This window comes from Streptomyces sp. NPDC056347 (assembly GCF_042262625.1).
GTDB lineage: Bacteria > Actinomycetota > Actinomycetes > Streptomycetales > Streptomycetaceae > Streptomyces.
Window position 1 is genome coordinate 20,680 of record NZ_JBHJQP010000026.1, and the last position, 16,925, is coordinate 37,604.

At 73.2% G+C, this 16,925-nt stretch carries 11 protein-coding genes; 4 read left to right on the forward strand and 7 right to left on the reverse strand.

The genetic code is table 11. The annotated features are described in order from the left end of the window. The first annotated feature begins 186 nt into the window (after window positions 1–186). Window positions 187–927 carry a class I SAM-dependent methyltransferase gene (locus ACFCV8_RS09320; RefSeq protein WP_376684677.1) on the forward strand — a complete coding sequence of 247 codons (741 nt, stop codon included), beginning with the start codon at window positions 187–189 and terminating at the stop codon, window positions 925–927. Window positions 928–1,177: 250 nt separating this feature from the next. Here the strand turns inward: ACFCV8_RS09320 and ACFCV8_RS09325 are convergent, their stop codons facing one another. From ACFCV8_RS09325 to ACFCV8_RS09340, 4 genes are read right to left on the reverse strand one after another with little or no spacing between them, the layout of a single operon-like run. Then, window positions 1,178–5,068, reverse strand: coding sequence for a hypothetical protein (locus ACFCV8_RS09325; RefSeq protein WP_376684678.1), 3,891 nt, complete (start codon window positions 5,066–5,068; stop codon window positions 1,178–1,180). Then, entirely contained in the window at window positions 5,065–5,496 is a 432-nt protein-coding gene (locus ACFCV8_RS09330; RefSeq protein ID WP_376684679.1) for a hypothetical protein, read from the reverse strand. Before ACFCV8_RS09330 ends, ACFCV8_RS09325 begins: the two co-directional genes overlap by 4 nt. A gap of 16 nt (window positions 5,497–5,512) precedes the next feature. Continuing rightward, window positions 5,513–7,729 (reverse strand): PQQ-binding-like beta-propeller repeat protein, encoded by a 2,217-nt coding sequence (locus ACFCV8_RS09335; protein WP_376684680.1) that lies wholly within the window; start codon window positions 7,727–7,729, stop codon window positions 5,513–5,515. 10 nt (window positions 7,730–7,739) lie between these two features. Further along, window positions 7,740–8,360 carry a toll/interleukin-1 receptor domain-containing protein gene (locus ACFCV8_RS09340; protein WP_376684681.1) on the reverse strand — a complete coding sequence of 207 codons (621 nt, stop codon included), beginning with the start codon at window positions 8,358–8,360 and terminating at the stop codon, window positions 7,740–7,742. Between the two features lie 124 nt (window positions 8,361–8,484). Here ACFCV8_RS09340 and ACFCV8_RS09345 point away from each other — a divergent pair, with 124 nt between their 5' ends. Continuing rightward, the gene (locus ACFCV8_RS09345) at window positions 8,485–9,678 is read left to right on the forward strand and encodes a helix-turn-helix domain-containing protein (RefSeq protein ID WP_376684682.1); all 1,194 of its coding nucleotides are present in this window, start codon (window positions 8,485–8,487) and stop codon (window positions 9,676–9,678) included. Between the two features lie 211 nt (window positions 9,679–9,889). Here the strand turns inward: ACFCV8_RS09345 and ACFCV8_RS09350 are convergent, their stop codons facing one another. Both ACFCV8_RS09350 and ACFCV8_RS09355 read right to left on the reverse strand, forming a co-directional pair. Further along, the gene (locus ACFCV8_RS09350; RefSeq protein WP_376684683.1) at window positions 9,890–11,203 is read right to left on the reverse strand and encodes an MFS transporter; all 1,314 of its coding nucleotides are present in this window, start codon (window positions 11,201–11,203) and stop codon (window positions 9,890–9,892) included. A 385-nt stretch (window positions 11,204–11,588) separates the two neighbouring features. Continuing rightward, the gene (locus ACFCV8_RS09355; RefSeq protein ID WP_376684684.1) at window positions 11,589–12,503 is read right to left on the reverse strand and encodes a MerR family transcriptional regulator; all 915 of its coding nucleotides are present in this window, start codon (window positions 12,501–12,503) and stop codon (window positions 11,589–11,591) included. 96 nt (window positions 12,504–12,599) lie between these two features. On the opposite strand from ACFCV8_RS09355, the gene ACFCV8_RS09360 reads away from it, so the two are divergent. Beyond that, entirely contained in the window at window positions 12,600–14,135 is a 1,536-nt protein-coding gene (locus tag ACFCV8_RS09360) for an alpha/beta hydrolase (protein WP_376684685.1), read from the forward strand. 297 nt (window positions 14,136–14,432) lie between these two features. Here ACFCV8_RS09360 and ACFCV8_RS09365 read toward each other — a convergent pair whose 3' ends face one another. Next, entirely contained in the window at window positions 14,433–15,284 is an 852-nt protein-coding gene (locus ACFCV8_RS09365) for a serine hydrolase domain-containing protein (RefSeq protein WP_376684686.1), read from the reverse strand. Between the two features lie 308 nt (window positions 15,285–15,592). Between ACFCV8_RS09365 and ACFCV8_RS09370 the strand changes: the two genes are divergently transcribed. After that, on the forward strand, window positions 15,593–16,420 hold the full coding sequence (locus ACFCV8_RS09370; RefSeq protein ID WP_376684687.1) for a glycoside hydrolase domain-containing protein: 828 nt from the start codon (window positions 15,593–15,595) through the stop codon (window positions 16,418–16,420). The last annotated feature ends 505 nt before the right edge of the window (window positions 16,421–16,925 follow it).

Here is a 16,925-nt window from a genome sequence, read left to right on the forward strand (position 1 = left end):
GGAGGGGCGCCCCGCGTCCCTTCAATCGTTGCCCCCGCGGAGGGGTTCGGCGAGCGGGCGCTGTCGCGTTCCCGCGCGGTTCCGAAGATCGGCCCTGCCGGGGCCCGTCCGACGGTTGACGGTTGACGGGACGGCCCGTCCCTTAACGTGTTGACCGCACCCGGCAGGCAGTGCTGGAGTCGGCACGTGGACAGCACCCCCGCCAACCGGCGGCTCTGGAACCGGATCAGCAGCGCCTACCAGCACGAGCACGACCCGCACATCGGTGCCGCACCCAGGCTGTGGGGCATGTACTCCATCCCCGACGCGCACCTGCACGCCCTGGGCGACGTCACCGGCAAGCGCGTCCTCGAACTCGGCTGCGGTGCCGGCCAGTGGTCCAGGGCGCTCGCCGCCGAGGGCGCCACCGTGGTCGGGTTCGACCTGTCCGAAGCCCAACTCGCCGCGGCGGCGCGTGCGATGGGATCGGACCGCTACCCGCTGGTGCAGGGCGCCGCCGAACGACTCCCCTTCGCCGCCGACAGTTTCGACCTGGTGTTCTGCGACTTCGGTGGGCTCAGCTGGGCGCCCCCGAACCTGGCCGTCCCGCAGGCCGCACGCGTCCTGGTCCGGGGCGGGCGCCTGGTGTTCAACGTCGCCAGCCCATGGTTCGAAGCCTGCTACGACGAAGCCGCGGCCCGCGTGACCACGACGCTGCGGCAGGACTACTTCGGGCTGGACACCATTGCCGAAGGCGACGGCGCGACCAGCTATCAGCTCACCTACGGTGACTGGGTCAGGGTCCTGCGCGGCGCGGGTCTCGTCATCGACGACCTCATCGAGCCGCGGCCCGAACCCGGAGAATCCAACGGCTACAACGAGACCGATCCACCCGACTGGGCGCACCGCTGGCCGGCGGAACTGCTCTGGGTGACCCATAAACCGTGAGTTGCGCCGGGCAGGCCCGGGGCCTGCCCGGCCGGTCACGGGCGGAGCCCGAGCCGGACCGGGGGAGGGCGGCAATCCCGTGGAAGACGTAGGCGCGTTCGTCGAAGCGTGCCGCGCTCCGCCGGTCATGGCCCGAGGCGAACCGGCAGGTCGCCGACGACGGCACACGGCCGGGCACCACTGGCGCGGGTCACCCCCGCTCGTGCGGAGGCGCCCCGGTCCTTGCGCGAGGCGCGCCGGACACGCACCGCTAGGTGGTCGTACAGGGTGGGTCGTAGGGAAGTTGGGGAACGTATCGGCTCCATTGCTGCCGGCTCAGGGCTCCTGAGCTCCCGGTGCAGATACGGCTGACGGCGGATTCGACGTTCAGGTCCCAGAGCGTGGCCACGCCGTCGTCGGTGGTGGCAGCCAGGGTGTGACCGTCCGGGCTGAATGCCAGAACGGCGACGAATCCGGTATCGACGGTCAGCGGCAGGCCGATGGGTTTGGGGTGGTCGGGATCGGTGACGTCCCACAGGTTGATGGTGCCGCTGTCGGTGTCGCCGGCCGCCGCCAGGGTCTTCCCGTCGGGGCTGAACGCCACCGACCACAGGCTGCCGCCGGGCACGGTCAGGGGATTTCCCCTGCGCGTGAGGTGATGGGGGTCGGTGGAATTCCACAGGGTGACGGTGCCACGGCTGTTCCCGGTGGCGAGAGTGCGGCCGTCCGGGCTGAAAGCCACCCAGGCGCCGGTGGAGGAGGGCTGGCTGATCGGCTGCCCGATGCGGACCCCCGCGTCGGTCGTGCTCCACAGGCCGACGGTGCCGTTGCTGCTGTCGCCACCGGCCGCGAGCATGGTGCCGTCCCGGATGAACGCCAGGGATTTGACGGACGACGTGTGTGAATTGCGGATGCCGGGCTTGGAGACGGGGCGCGCGGGGTCACTGACGTCCCACAGGGCGATGCGGCCGTACTCGTCGTCGCCGGCCGCGGCCAGGGTGCGGCCGTCCGGGCTGAACGCCAAGGAGAAGATCAGCCCGTCCGCCCCGGTGAGGGTCTCGGTGAAGCGAACGGGATGGTTGGGGTCGGCGGTGTTCCACAACGTGACGGTGCCACCGCCGTCGCCGGCGGCCAGGGTGCGGCCGTCGGGGCTGAACGCCACGGCGTCGACCGGCTCCCCGGGGCCGGTGAGCGGATCGCCGCGGGGAGCGGGGTTGTTGGGGTCGGAGGTGTTCCACAGGGAGACGGTCTTGTTCTGGTTCCCCGCGGCCAGGGTGCGTCCGTCGGGGCTGAACGCCACGGATGCCACATTGCCGCCGGCGCCGATGATCCGGGTCGGCGGCAGACTCCACAGATCGACGTTGCCGTCGCGGTTCCCGGCGGCGAGGGTGCGGCTGTCGGGGCTGAACACCACGTCGCTGACCGCGTCGCCGGGACCGGTCAGCGGCCGGCCCAGCGGGCCGATGGTCCCGGGGTGGGTGACGTTCCACAGCCGGACGGTGTGGTCCGCGCTGCCGGCCGCCAGGGTGTGGCCGTCGGGGCTGAACGCCACCGACATGACGGGCTGGGCGGGCCCCGTCAGCGGTTTGCCCAGGGGAGCGGGGCGGCCGGGATCGGCGACCTTCCAGAGGTGGACCTTGCTGTCACTGGAGCCGGCGGCCAGGGTGTCTCCGCCGGGGCTGAACGCCAGGGAGTTGACGTGATACCCGGCCTTCAGGGAACGGCCGCGGTCGGGGTGGGCCGGGTCGGCGGTGTCCCACAGGCCGATCGTCCCCGCGTCGTCGTCGCATGCCGTGGCCAAGGCTTTCCCGGTGGGGCTGAACGCGATGCGACCGGAGTGGACCTTGGGGCAGCCGAGGTTCAGGGGAGCCCCCGCGGGGGCGACGCGGTCGGGGCGGGTGACGTTCCACAGGCTGACGAGCCCGGCGTACCATCCGGCGGCCAGCGTGCGTCCGTCGGGGCTGAACGCCAGCGATTCGATGGTGGTCGCGGCGTCGAAGTCCTGGACGGCGGGACTCTTCAGCGGTCCGAGCAGAACGGGGTGGCTGGGGCTGGTCAGGCTCCACAGCTCGACGAATCCGCCGGAACCGTAGTCGCTGTTGTGGCTGGTGTGGCCGCCGACGGCCAGCACCCGGCCGTCCGGGCTGAACGCGAGCGACCGGATCGAATTGACGGAGCGGTCCATGGGTACGGGCCGGCCCAGCGCCACCGGGCGGCCGGGATCGGAGACGTCCCACAGCCGGACGACGTTCTGGTCGAGGTTCCCGGCCGCCAGCATGTGCCCGTCGGGGCTGTAGGCGACGGTGTGCACGGAGCCGCGCGGGCCGGGAAGCCGGGTGGCCAGCGGTGTGTTCTGGGTCGTGATGAGCCGGGAGGCCGCCTTGGGATTCGGGTCCATCCGGTAGGAGGTCAGAGCGAGTTGCGCGGACAGCGAGGGGTCGGTCGGGCCCAGTTGTACGGACGCGGAGGCGACGGCGGCATTGACGGCCTGGTCGCGGGAGAGCAGCGCATCGGCGGCGGATTCCCGGGCCTGGGACTCCTTCCGGAAGGCGAACACCGCGGCCAGCGAGGCGGCCACGGCCAGGGCGGTGATGGTGGCGACCGCGGCACGCCGGAGCCGTTGCCCGCGCCGCTGGTGCCGGCGGGCGGTGGCCAGAAACGCCCGGGCGGCGATGCTGAGCTCCGCCCCGTGCGTTCCGGCCCAGGCGAGGGCGGTCTCCAGACGGTTGCCGCGGTACAGGGCGGCCGCCTCCCGGCCGGCCCGTTCCCAGAGCGCGGCCGCGTCCTCCAGATCCTGTCGTACGAGGTTGCCGCTGCGGTCGTGCTCGATCCAGCCGCGCAGCCGGGGCCAGGCACGGATGAGCACCTCATGGGTCATCACCACCGTGTCCTCGTCCCGGGTCAGTAGCCGGCCACGGGTGAAGTCGTCCAGGACCCTGACGGCCGCTTCCCGGTCCGGTGCGTGACGCAGCAACTCGTCGTACCGGACGCGCCGGCGGCTGTCGTCGGCGTCGCGTCCCACGATGACGAGCCGCAGGAACACCCACCGCGCGGCCTCGCGACAGGGCGGCGGAAGGGTGTCGTAGAGCCTGTCCGCCGTGATGGCGACGGCGCCCTGGATGCCGCCGGTGACGCGGTATCCGTCCACGGTGAGCGTGTGGCCGTGGCGCTGCTGCCAGGTGGCCCGCAGTGCGTGCGCGAGCAGCGGGAGCCGGCCCGTGGTGTTCGTACCGGCCGGTCCGCCGACCGTGCCCAGCTCCGTCAGCAGCACCTCGACCAGGCCGTCCTCGATGTCGAGCCCCACGTTGCCGGCCGGGCGGCGGATCGCTTCCTTGAGCTCGTCCTCCGTCATCGGCTCCAGCAGGACCGGTCCGGCCCGGAGCGCCGCCCGGAGCTGCGGATGGGCCGTGCACGCGGCATAGAAGTCCGCGCGTACCCCCAGCACCACGACCGCTCCGCCCGTGGGACGGGCCAGACGGTCGAGTACGTCGATGAGCCACTGCCGTTCGGTCTCGTCGCCGCAGCTCGTGAAGATCTCCTCGAACTGGTCGACCACGACGACCAGCCCCGCGGAGGGGGACTCCCCGGCGGGCTCCGGATCGCGGGCTCCGGTGATCTCGCGCAGTTCGGTGAGGCATCGTGCGGGGTCGGCCCGCCACACCGGTGCCGTGCGCCGGGCGGTCTCCGCGTCGAGCCCGGCGGCGGTCGCCAGCGCCAGCGCCGGGGAGGCCGTCGGGGTCAGGACCAGCCGCGGCCAGGTGCTCGAACCCGCCGCCGGAAGCCGGCCGTCGTCCAGGGCCGGCAGCACCCCGGCCGCGAGCAGGGACGACTTCCCGGCACCCGAGGGGCCGATCAGCACCAGCGGGCCGCCCTCGCGCATCCGGGCGTCCATCCGCTCGCACACGAGGTGGACCATGCGCCCACGGCCGTAGAACCACTGCTTGTGATCCGCGTCGAACGGGACCAAGCCCGGGTACGGACAACGCACCCGGTCGGCGCCGGGGCCCGGTACGGTTCTGCGCCCCTCGTCGAGGTGACGGATGTGGAGGTCGCGACCGGCCTGGTAGACACTGCCGCCGCCGGTCGCGCTCGCCTCCAGCCGCCTCGGCTGCCAGATGGGCGGCTCGTCGGGGGCCGGGGCATCGGCACTGCGCTCCGTCACGCCGGTCCGCCCCTGGTGACGTTCATGTCCCGGCCGGCCAGGAACGCGTCGCCGCCGGAGACGTGTGCCTCCAGCGTCATCGAGCCCGTGATCTGCTGCTCCGCGGTTCCGGCCGTACCCGGTTCCGTACCGAACAGCGCACGCAGCTCGTCGACGGCGTCCGGCCGCGCGGCCATGAGCCGGACGAGGCGGGCCTGCCACTCGGCGACCAGCAGCCCCTGGAGCTCTCCGTCGTCGCCCGCCTGCCGCGCCTGAAGCAACTCGCTCCGTGCGTCGGTGAGTTCCTCCTCGACACGCTCCGGGTGCGCGGACCGCCACAATGCCAGGACCGAGGACTTGACCGCACCCCAGCCGTCCGTCGCCAGCAGATCGATCAGACGCGCCGCGGCCGCCGATGCCAGACCGGCGAGTTCCACACTCGTCTCCATGTCTTCTCCTTGTCCCTTACCGTCCGTGGGCCGCGATCGCTGTCATGGTCAGCTGGGAGGCGATGAACACGCGGTCGCCTCCCACCGTCCACATGAACCCCACGTCCGGCTGCCCGGGGTCCCTGTATTTCCACCGGGCCCTGCCGGTGGCCGCGTCGATGGCCCACAGCGTCTTGGCACTGTCGGTGGCGAAGACGGTGTCGGCCGAACACTGCGCGTTCCTGCCGCCCAGTCTGAGGGAGGCGTTGAACAGATTGGCACCGCCCATCTCGCCGGCGCCGTCGAGCGTCGCGACCCACCGGAGCGTGCCGTCGGCCGTGGCCAGGGCGGCGAGGTCGCTGCCGACGGCCACGTAGACGGTCGCGCCGTCCAGGCTGGAGAACAGGTAGCCGATCCGGACCTGGTCCCCGCTCTTCGCCTCGAAGCGCTGATGCCACTTCTCGTTGCCCGTGGCGGCGTCGACGGCGAACAGCGTGTCGCCCTTGTCGCCGGCGAACAGGAACAGCCCGTCCGCGTAGCACGTCATCGGCCAGCCGAGGTTGTAGTAGGACGATTTGAACGGGAGGGACACCTTCCAGCCGCGGGCACCCTTCCTGCCGGCGTCGATCATCTGGACGCGGCCGGGTTTCCTCGCCGGGACGGCCGAGGCGGCCAGCAGGTGTGAACCGACGGGCGGCACGAGCACGTTGTTGATGTCCGTGCCCTCGACCTGCCACAGCCTCTTGCCGGTCGCGGTGCTGAGCGCGCGGATGTAGCCGGTGGTCGGGGACTCGGCCGAGAACTTCCCGTCCGGCCGACTCACCTGTCCGCACACATAGACGGTGTCCCCCGCGACTGCCACATAGTTGCGCGAGTACATCGAAACGAGCTTGGGGCCACCGGGATCGTAGGCGGCAAGGTTGGTCACCCACTTCACCTTTCCCCCGGCGGCGTCGAACGCCGCCAGCACACCCGTCTGAACCGGTGTGTCGCAGAGCAGGTAGAACACTCCGTCCGCGTACGCCGTCAGGTACGTGAAGTCGCTCATGCGGAACGTGTTGGTCGCGTTCAGTGGGCGGAACACGGATTTTCCGGTCGCGGCGTCAAGGAACGACGTGGCCTTGGCCGTGACCACCATGACCGTCTTGTCGGACGCCTCCAGGCAGGTGGGGGTGCTCTTTCCGATTCCCGACCACGCCTTGACGGCGTCGGGCCCGGCCAGCACGGTCGGTTCCGGTCCGTCCGTCGAGGACGGCGAGGCGGACGTGGACCGTCCGCCTGACGGGGAGACCGGCCGCGCGGTGCGCCCGGGCCCACCGGCCCGGCCGTCGGGTGCCGGTGACGAGTCGCCGGAGAAGGCGAGTGCCGCCGCGGCTCCGCCGAGCAGGGTCACGCCCCCAGCCAGGCCGATGATCAGCTTGCGGCGGCTGACGCCCGGGCCGGCCGCGGCCTGCGGTGGTGGCGCGAGCGGGCCCCGGCCGCCGTCCCCGGCGGACCCCGGTCCCACTGCCGCGGCCGCGGCGGCCAGGTCTGCGGTCACCGCCGGTGGCAGCCAACTGCCCGTCAGCGAAGGAAGGTTCTGATGTCTCAGGTAGGCGATGAGCTGCTCCGCCGTGGGACGGTCCGACGGCTCCGGATACAGGCAGCCGCCGATCACCTCGCGCAGTGACACCGGGAGGGCGCTCGTGTCCGGCTCGCTTCCGGAGGCCGCGAACAGCACGGCCGACCCGAGGCCGAACATGTCGTCCGTCGGTGAGGGAACCGGACTGCCGGTGACTCCCACCGCCCCCAGAGCGGTGATGCGGGGCCCGTCCATGGTCAGCAGCACCGAGTCCGGGCTCACCTCGCCGTGGACCGCCCCGGCCGCGTGGAGTACGGCCAGCGCGTGGGCGAGGCCGTCGGCGAGCGTCCGCAGCGCCGGTTCGGACAGCGGACCGTGCCGGTCCACCGCCTGCCGGAGCGGCAGCCCGGCGGTGAACCGGGTCGCGGACCAGGGAACCGGCGCGTCGGCGTCCGCATCCACCACCGGCATGAGGAAGGCACCGGACAGCGTCCGTGCCGCCTCGACGGCGACTCGGAACCGGTCCCGGAACCCCGGGTCCGCGGCGAGCTGGGGCCCCACGACCGTCACCCGGACGAGGAGCCCCTCGTCCGTGCGGGCCGCGAAGACTTCGCTCCCGCCGTCCGTACGCTCTCTTCCGAGCAGCGTGTACGGCCCGATGCGATGCGTGCCGTCTGCTCCGCGATGATCCATCGTCAGCCCCTCACGTCAGCCTGATCGTCTGGTCACGGGCCGCTTGGTAGGCGCTGCCGCCGCCGGACACATGGGCGGTCATGGTCGTGGACGGCTCCGGACCGGTGGCCGGCGCCGTGCCGTGCCCGGGTCCGGGTCCGGCAGTGGGGCCGGCATCGGCGTCGGCGTCGGACAGGAGAGCGGTCAGGGCATCGCCCAGGCGCGTCAGCCCGTCCGGCAGATGGGTCTCCGGAACGCGGAGGAACTGCAGGCGCGCCAGCTCCGCGATCTCGGCCGGCAGCGCCGAGGCGTCGGGCAGCATCGTCGCGTCCCCCAGAAGGACCGGGACGACGCGGTTTCCCGCGCGCAGAGCTGTCGCGATCTCCAGGCGGACCCAGTCGTGGGCCCGGTCCAGGAGCCGCACTCCGTCCCCGTCCCGCGCGTCGAGCCACCCTGTCCCGATCAGTACGCACATGAGCTCGCAGTCGGCGGCCTGCCGTCGCAGGATCTCGGCGAAGTCCGCCCCGGGCGGTATCGACCGGCCCGATTTGAAGATCTCGTCGGCACCTAGCCGGTCGGACAGCGCGCGGTGGACGCGGTCCCGCATCCACCGGGAGTCCGGTTTGCGATAGCTGAGGAAGATGCGCGGCACGATTTCCCCCTCTCTGGGAAGCCTTGACGTCAGGCATCGTGCTCACTCCGGATGCGGAGTACACGCTCGGTGGCTATTCGCCGAGGATTGAATAGCCGCCGCTGGGTTCCGTACGCTGACGGGTATGGAACCGGCGGACGGCACGGCAGAGACGGTCTTACCAGGAGGATCGGCCGGCACTCGTCTGCCACCGGGCGACTTCGGCGTCGTCCTGGCCACGCTCCGGGCTCGTCGGGGGTGGAGCGTGCGCGAGTCCGCCCGGCGTGCGAACGTGTCCGAGGGGCAGATCTGCAATCTGGAGAGCGGCGCGCGCAACCCGACGCCCGCCGTGGCGGCGGCCTGCGACGCGGCCTTCGGCACCGGCGGGAAGCTCGTCGAACTGGCCGGGGGCTGCCGCCGCGGCGCCCGGGCCGGGGATGCCGTCGACGCCGACCCCGTGATCGCGGGGTACGAGCGGGTCCTGCGGGAGCTGAGGGACATCGGCAGATCCACCGGGCCGAGATTCGTCACCGCTTCGATGAAGTCGATCACGCGGGTACTGACGGACGCCGGTTCGCACGCCGCTGACGAACAGCGCTCCAGGATCTGGCTGTTGGCATCGAGGTTCGCCGAGTACACGGGGTGGATGGCGCAGGAGGCGGGAAATCCCGCGGAGGCGTTGCGCTGGACGAATCTCGCCGTTCGCTGGGGCACGCAGGGCGGAGACGAAACGGTGGCCGCGTACGCCCTGGTCCGCAGGGCGTTCATCGCCCAGCACCGTGGTGACACCGATGCGGCGATCCAATTCGCCGACCGGGCAGCCGGGCACCCGGCGGCCAACCCGGTGATCCGCGCCCACGCCGCGCGACGCGCCGCCCAGGGGCATGCGCGTCGTGGCGATGCGCGGGCGTGCGGGGAGGCACTGGAGCGGTTCAGGAGCCACGCCGCCGAGGGTGCCGACGGCCGGACCCCTCACTGGGGCCCGCGCATCGAGAACGGCAACCCCCGGCTCATCGAGGCGTCCTGCATGCTCAGCCTCCGTCGCTTCGAGCAGGCCGCCGACCTTTTCGCCGCCGAGCACCGGTGTCGGCCGACTTCCCCGTCCGACAGCAACTCCCGGGCGCGTTTCGCGGTTCGGCAGGCGACGGCCCTGGCTGGTACGAGCCGTCTCGACGACGCCTGCCAGATCATCGAGGCCACGCTGCCCGTGATCAAGCGCATCGATTCGGCCACTGTCCGCGTGGAGCTGATTCGTTTCGTGGAACAGGCCCGGACCCGGAGAGCCAGCCCGGGCCAGCTCGCCCTCATCGACGCATCGGCCGCCCTCGCGACGGGCTGACAGCACGGACGGATCCGTGCTCTTCGCATGAGCGGTGATGCCCCGTGCGCCGAAGCCGACGCCCCTGCGGCAGCAGGGAGATGCGGACCATCACCGTCACCCGCGCGACGGGTCGCCTCTCGGCTCCCCGGGGAATCCGCGAGCGGGCGGTGTCGCCGGGATCGGATCGCGTCTCCCGCCCGCTTCCGGATGAACGTTCCGCCCTGCGGGATCAGTTCGGCGGGTGCGCGCGTGCGGTGTCGTCCGCCGCGCGAACGCCGCGTCGACCCGCTGGAGGCTCCTCCGCATGGCCGGCAGCAGGGCTGGTCAGCGCTTTTCCGTATGGCGCGGTGCGGCGGGCCGACCGGTGTTGTGCCCGGCGGACGGCGAACGGTGCTGCCAGGCCCGTCAGGGCGAACATCGCCCCGACGACGTACCAGCCGGGGCGGCCCCAGGTGATGCAGAGGGAGATGAGCAGCGTCGGTCCGACGGCTTCGGCCAGGCCCGCCCCCAGGCCGAACACGCCGAGGTACTGACCGGTGGCGTGCTCCGGGGCCAGCGCGAAGGACACCTCGAAGCCCGCCGCGGAGTGCCACAGCTCACCGACCGTATGGACGAGCACTCCGGCCAGGAGCAGGCACACGGCGGCCCGGGCCGGTACCCCCGCGGACAGCGGGATCAGCGAGCAGGAGACCAGGAAGGCCAGGCCCGAGCGGCGGTAGGCGTGCGCGCCGGCCATGGCGGAATCGATGCCGCGGCCGGCTCTCACCTGAAGGACGACGACGAGGGCGGTGTTGGCGAGCATGGTGCCCGAGATGAGCCAGGGCGGGGCGGTGGTCGCCTTGACGAGCCAGAGCGGGATGGCCACGGTGAGGACCTTGAACTGGATGGCCATGATGCCGTCCAGGGCTGTGATCAGCAGGTAGGGGCGGTCTCTCAGGGCGATCCGGCGCGGACCGCCGGCGGCGGGCACGGGTTCGACCGCGGGCAGGCGGACCAGGACGGTCGCGGCCGCGACGAAGGAGAGCGCGTTGCCGAGCACCAGCATCCGGTAGGCGGACTCGGTACCGATCTGTACGGCCCAGCCCGCGAACAGGGCCCCCAGGGAGATGCCGACGTTGGAGACGGCGCGGAGGTAGCCGCGGAACTCCTGCGGCCGGTCGCCTCCGTAGTGCCTGATGAGCGGGGAGCGCGCGGCCAGTCCGGCCGCCTTCGCGCCGGTGGCCATGGACACCACGAGGACGAACGGCCAGAAACTGTCCGCCAGTACGAAGCCGGCGGTCGCCAGCGCCTGGACGGCCAGGGTGGCCACGTACACGCCGCGGGCCCCGCGTCTGTCCGCGAGATGGCCGACGGCGATGCCCACGGCCAGCGAGACGGCCCCGGCGATGGCGAGCCCGAGTCCTACCTGGCTGGCCGGGAGGTGGGCGGCCTGGGTGAAGTACAGGACTCCGGCGGTCAGGTAGAGGCCACTGCCGACGGTGTAGACGAAGTTGGATGCGGCGATGACCTGTTGGGGCTTGCTGGTCGGCACTAACTGGGGCATGGGAGTGCTCCGCGTCCTGGACGTGGTGTAAGTGTTGCTGAAGGGTATTGCTTATTACCGATAGAGGGAAGGGGCCTCTCTCGGCCGATGAGGAGCTGACTGGTCGGGCAGAGGACCGCACCGATCACGGGCGCGGTGATGACGCGTGGCACGGCTGCGGTCGGGGGCCGGCCGGCCAGGGGCTCCGGCAGGTGCCGGACGACGCGGGAGCGAAGCCGGGTGGCGTGCCGCGTCCTCGGCCCGGCGGACGCGTTCGCCCGTCGAGCCTCGGTCCGGCGGACACTTCCACCCGTCGCGCCTCGGCCCGGCGGACGCGTCGCACCTCGGCCGCAACTCCCGGCCCGTACGGGGCAGATGGCCGGCCCGCGGCCCTCCGCGACAGGTCTCAGTACGCGGCCGTCTGCGTGGCCAGGGCCGACCGGAGCCAGTCGTGCGACGTGCCCGGGTTCGGCTCGGACGACAGCTCGGTGACCAGCTGCCAGTAGCGGTCGATGCGTGGGTCCGCCGCCAGGGCGTGGCTGAGGCCCGCCCGGAAGCCGGGGGTGTCGCGCATCCCGCTCGCGCCGGCGTACGCGGCCACGAAGCAGTCCAGGGCCTCTCCCGCGCCCGGCGTCCGGCCCGCCCGGATCGCGGGTGCCGCCAGCTCGAAGGCCTCGCCGAGCCCGGTGTAGAGGACGGCCGGGCGGGACCCGTCCGGCTCCCGGTGCGCGGCGGGCTGGCAGTCGTCGCGGGTCGCGCCGCCGGGGCAGGGCGCCGTGACGAAGGCGTGCAGCCGGGCGAAGGCCAGGACCTGGTGCGGCGCGGGGGCGTCGGGCAGCGCGGGCACCGCCTGCTCCACGACCGCCGACCGCACCCGGGCCGGGAGCCGGGGCGGCAGCCAGTGCCGCCAGAACCGGGCCAGGGCGTCCGTGTTCGGAGGCACCGTCACGGCGCCGACCAGGCGCAGCCGTTCGGCGCGCTCCTCGGGGGCGCAGTCGTGCACGAGGCGCAGCGCGGCCTCCCGCCAGCGGAGCGCGGCGAGGTGCGTGCCGATGTCCCGCAGCCGGTCGGCGACCACGCCCTCCAGGTCACCGTCCGCGTCGAGCACCCGGCCCACGTCCGGCACCGGCAGGTCGAGGGTGCGCAGGGCACGGATCGTACGGAGCCGGTCGAGGGCGTCGTGGCCGTACCGCCGGTGGCCGCCGGCGCTGCGGGCGGCTTCGGGGAGCAGACCGCGGTCGGAGTAGAACCGCACGGTCTTGACGGTCACGCCCGCGCGCTCGGCCAGTTCTCCGATGCTCCACAGGACTTCGGTGGGCAAGGCTTGAACCTCCCTCAGGGGGAGTTCCTACCGTACCGGCGAGCACGGGCGGCCCAGGTGGCCGGGCCCGTGGGGCGCGGTGACGAGGAGAGAGACATGAGCGAGGAGAGGGCCATGGGCACGGAGAGCGGCGCGACGGCGTTCGTACTGGTGCCGGACGCCCACACCGGTGGCTGGGTGTGGGCGCGGGTCGCGGACCGGCTGCGCGCGGCCGGGGCTCGGGCCCTGCCGGTGACGCTCACCGGCATGCGGGACGAGCCCGGCGCGGCGGTCCCGGAGGGCGGCACCCCCGAGACGCACGTCGACGACGTGGTCCGGCTGATCGACGGCCTGCCCGAGTCCACCGGCGTGGTCCTCGTCGGCCACGGCTACGGCATCCACCCCGCACTCGGCGCCGCGGCCCGCCGCACCGGGCGCGTGCGCCGGATCGTGTACGTCGACACGGCCCCGGCGCAGGACGGCGCCCCGGCGCTCGCCCTGCTCCCCGACCCCGAGGCCCGCGCCCTCCTGACCGCGCCCGGCGCGCCCGGGCACCTCGCCCCGCCGGACCGTGCGGGCTGGCAGCGCTGGGGCCACCTCGCGGACGTGCCCGCCGAGGCCCTGGACCGGCTCGCCGAGCTGGCCGCACCGCAGCCGGCGGGCACGCTCACCGCACCGCTGCGGCTGCCCGCCGAGGTGGCCGCGCTGCCCTCGACCGGGGTGCTCTGCACGGCGAACGGCTCCTCCCTCGCCGTGCTCGGGTCCCTCGTCGGCCTCGGCGACCCCGGCCTGGTGGCGCTCACCGAGCCCCGGGTGCGGTTCTTCGAACTGGCCGCCGGGCACTGGCCGATGCTGTCGGCACCGGACGAACTGGCCGGCGTACTGCTGCGCGCGGCCGACGGCGGGGGCGAGCGGCTGGCGGCGCCGACCGGGCCCCCGCCGCACCTGCGGCCGTTCCTCCTGGACGTGCCGGAGCGGCCGCGCGAGCGGACGGGCCGGGTCGACCTCTACCCGCCGGACGCGGACGGGCCGCGCCCCGCCGTGCTGCTGGTGCACGGCGGCCCGGTGCCCGCCGAGGCCCGCCCGACGCCCCGCGACTGGCCGTCGTACACGGGGTACGCGCGGCTGCTCGCGGAGCGCGGTGTGCTCGCGGCGACCGTGGACCACCGGATGCACGACGTCACGGACTGCCCGCGCGCCGCCGCCGACGTGGCCGCGGCGGTCGACCTGCTGCGGGCCGACCCCCGGGTGGACCCGGACCGGGTCGCGCTGTGGTTCTTCTCCGGCGGCGGACTGCTCTGCGCGGACTGGCTCGCCGCGTCGCCGCCGTGGCTGCGGTGCGTGGCGGCGACGTACCCGGTACTCGCCCCGCAGCCCGCCTGGGGCCTCGGCGACGGCCGGTTCGACACGGTGGGCGCGGTGCGCTCGGCGGGGGCGCCGCCGGTCGTGCTGACCCGGGTGGGCCTGGAACTCCCTCAGATCGCGGAGACCGTGGCGGCCTTCCTGGCCGCCGCCGAGGAGTCCGGGGCGAAGGTGGAGGTGATCGACGTCCCGGGCGGCCACCACGGCTTCGAGACCCTGGACCACACGGAGGAGGCGCGCGGCGCGGTGCACCGGGCGCTGGGCTCCGTGCTGGGGCATCTGGGGGCGTGACGGCGCGGGCGCCGCCGTCGCCGGGATCGCGACAGCGGCGCCCGGCGGGCCTCGTCGGGGAGGGACACCGGCCGCGTCTCGGATGCGGTCCGCGTACCGTCGCCGGGCCCGGGGGTGTCGAGGGCGCCGCGGGGGCCTCGGCGGTGCCGGAGCCGACGGGGCTTCGCACGGGAGTGGGGGCCGCCGGGTGCCCGGGACGCGAGGTCGGTGTGAGCGGCCAAGCCCGTACGGCAACGGCGACCGGCGTGTGCGGGCCCGTCCCTGCCCTCCCGCCGCTCGTACGGCCGGCCGGACGGTTCAGGGACCGTCGGCCGGCGGGGCGCCGGGTGTGGCCCGCCGCAGGAGTTCGATGCCCAGTTCGTCGGTGCGGTCGGCCCGGCCGGTGAGGCGGTGGATCAGTACCCATCTGCCGTCCGGCGTAGCGCCGGCGAAGGCGGAGGCGTCACGCGTGGCGCCGTTGTGCCAGAGCAGGGTGCCGGCCCGCTGCCAGGACAGGGCGGGCTCTCCCAGCTTCCGTTCCACGAGGAGCGCGTTCACCAGGTCGGCGGTGGCCCGAGGGGTGGCCCAGAGCCCGCCGGCGGGCAGGACGGCGCCGCTCATGGTCCAGGGGCGGCGCCGGCGGCCGAACAGCCCGCGACCGTGGAGGCGTCTGTCCGGTGGCGGAGCGACGGCCACCTCGGTGATGCCCAGCGGGGCGAGGACGTAGTGGTCCAGCAGGTCCTGGTAGGGCATGCCCGCGGCGGCGGTCAGCGCGGCTCCGAGGACGGCGTACCCGAGGTTGGAGTATTCCTCGGCCCGGCCCGGGGCCGTGGTGGTGAGGGTGTCCAGTCTCCGGAGCAGGGCTTGCAGGGCGTCGTCGTCGAAGGCGGCGTACGGGTCGTGCCGCTTCAAGCGCGGGGGGAGCCGTGGCAGGCCGGAGGTGTGCTGGGCAAGATGCTCCAAGGTGATGCCGGTGCCCGGTGGAACGGGCAGGAACCGTTCCACCGGGGCGTCCGCCTGAAGCACGCCCTTGGCCGCCAGTCGGGCCAGCGCGGTTCCGGTGAGCGTCTTGCTCAAGGACCCGATCTGGACGTACGCGTCGAGAGCATGTCCGTGCAGGGCCTGGGGCGCTTGACCGCTGCCGATTATGCAGGTGGGGACGGGGCGCATGGGGGGCTTTCGGTGAGGGGACGGGGAGGAGGAGAGCGGCGCGGGCCGCTCGTCCCGGCAGGCGCTCGGTGCCGGTTGACGGCCGTTCACCGGTGGATCCACCCACCCGGCGGACTTTCGGCCGGAGGACACAGGCGGATTGCCACCCTCGGTGACTCGTGCGGGGTGCGACCGTATCGGGCCGGTCGTCCGGGTCGGTTATCGTGCGATGCGTTTCGGCCGTTCGGGGCGCCGCTGCCGCGCCGCCGTGTGCGCGTGCCGCGCGGCAGCGGGCCGGGGCGGAATCCGTAATCGAATGGGGTGGGGAATTGTCCAGACACAGGCTGTCCAAGAAGGGCCGCTACCTCGCGTGGGCGACCGCGGGCGTGGTCGTGGCCGCGGGTGCCGGGATCGCCGCGCAGTCGTCCATGGCGGCCACCACGTGGCCCGCGCAGAAGACCTACACCGGGCGGGCGTTCGACGCCTGTACCGCGCCCTCGCTCGCCGCGATGAAGGCGTGGCACACCGGGTTCTACGGCGCCGCCGCCGTCTACATCGGCGGGAAGAACCGCGGCTGCGCCCAGCCCAACCTGACCAAGTCCTGGGTGAAGTCGGTCAGTACCACCGGATGGAAGCTCATTCCGCTCTACGTCGGAGCCCAGCCGCCCTGCCAGAAGAGCGCGAACCCCGAGAAGTTCACCGCCGCCACGGCGGCCTCCGTCGGCGCGAGCAACGCCAAGGACGCGGTGGCCAAGGCGTCGGCGCTGGGGATGAGGACCGGCAGCGCGATCTATCTGGACATGGAGCCGTACGACATCACCGACAAGGCGTGCAACGACGCGGTCCTGACGTATGTGCGCTCCTTCACCAGGACGCTGCGCAACGCCACTTACCGCGGCGGCTTCTACGGTTTCAGCAGTTCCAGCGCCAAGGCCGTCGCGACCGCCACGAACAAGACGGACCTGCCGGGCAACCTCTGGTACGCGCTGTGGGACAAGAAGAACACCACCACCTCGGACTGGCCGTGGAAGCCGGACCAGTTCACCGGGCACAGCCGCGGCCATCAGTACATGGTCAACAGCAAGGAAACTCGCGGCGGTTACACCATCACCGTCGACCGGAACGCCTGGGACGCCCCGGTCGCGATCGTCGGCTGACCGAGGAGGCTGACCGAGGAGGCCGGCGGAGGAGGCTGACAGGGGAGGGGGCCGGGAGCGGCTCTCTCCGTCCGCCCCGGCGGGCCGGGCACGGTCCGGTGCCCGGCTCCCCCGCTCCGCCCCGCCCCGCCCCGCGATCGATCGCATCGCACGGCGGAATCGCGGTGCGTGGGAGGGGAGGAAAGACGGCGCCCTCCACGAGAAAGATCGCCCGGAAAGGCCCTCGAGGAGGGTCCTCCGGCCGCCGTCGCCGGCCCGCCCCGCCGCCGTCGCCGCTGCCCCGCGCGGTTCGCGCCGGCCCTGCTCGCCCCCCTGCGCGGGAGGCCGGATCCACGTCAGCGCGGCCCGCGCCGCACCCGCCCCGAACACCCCCTTCGGTGTCGTCGGGCTGCCGCGCACACCCGGTCCGGCCACGGACAGCGGCCGGCGGTGACCTGCGGCGATCTCCGCTACGGAATGTAGCTTGTGACAACGCTTCGGAGAATTAAGACGATTCGTCACTATT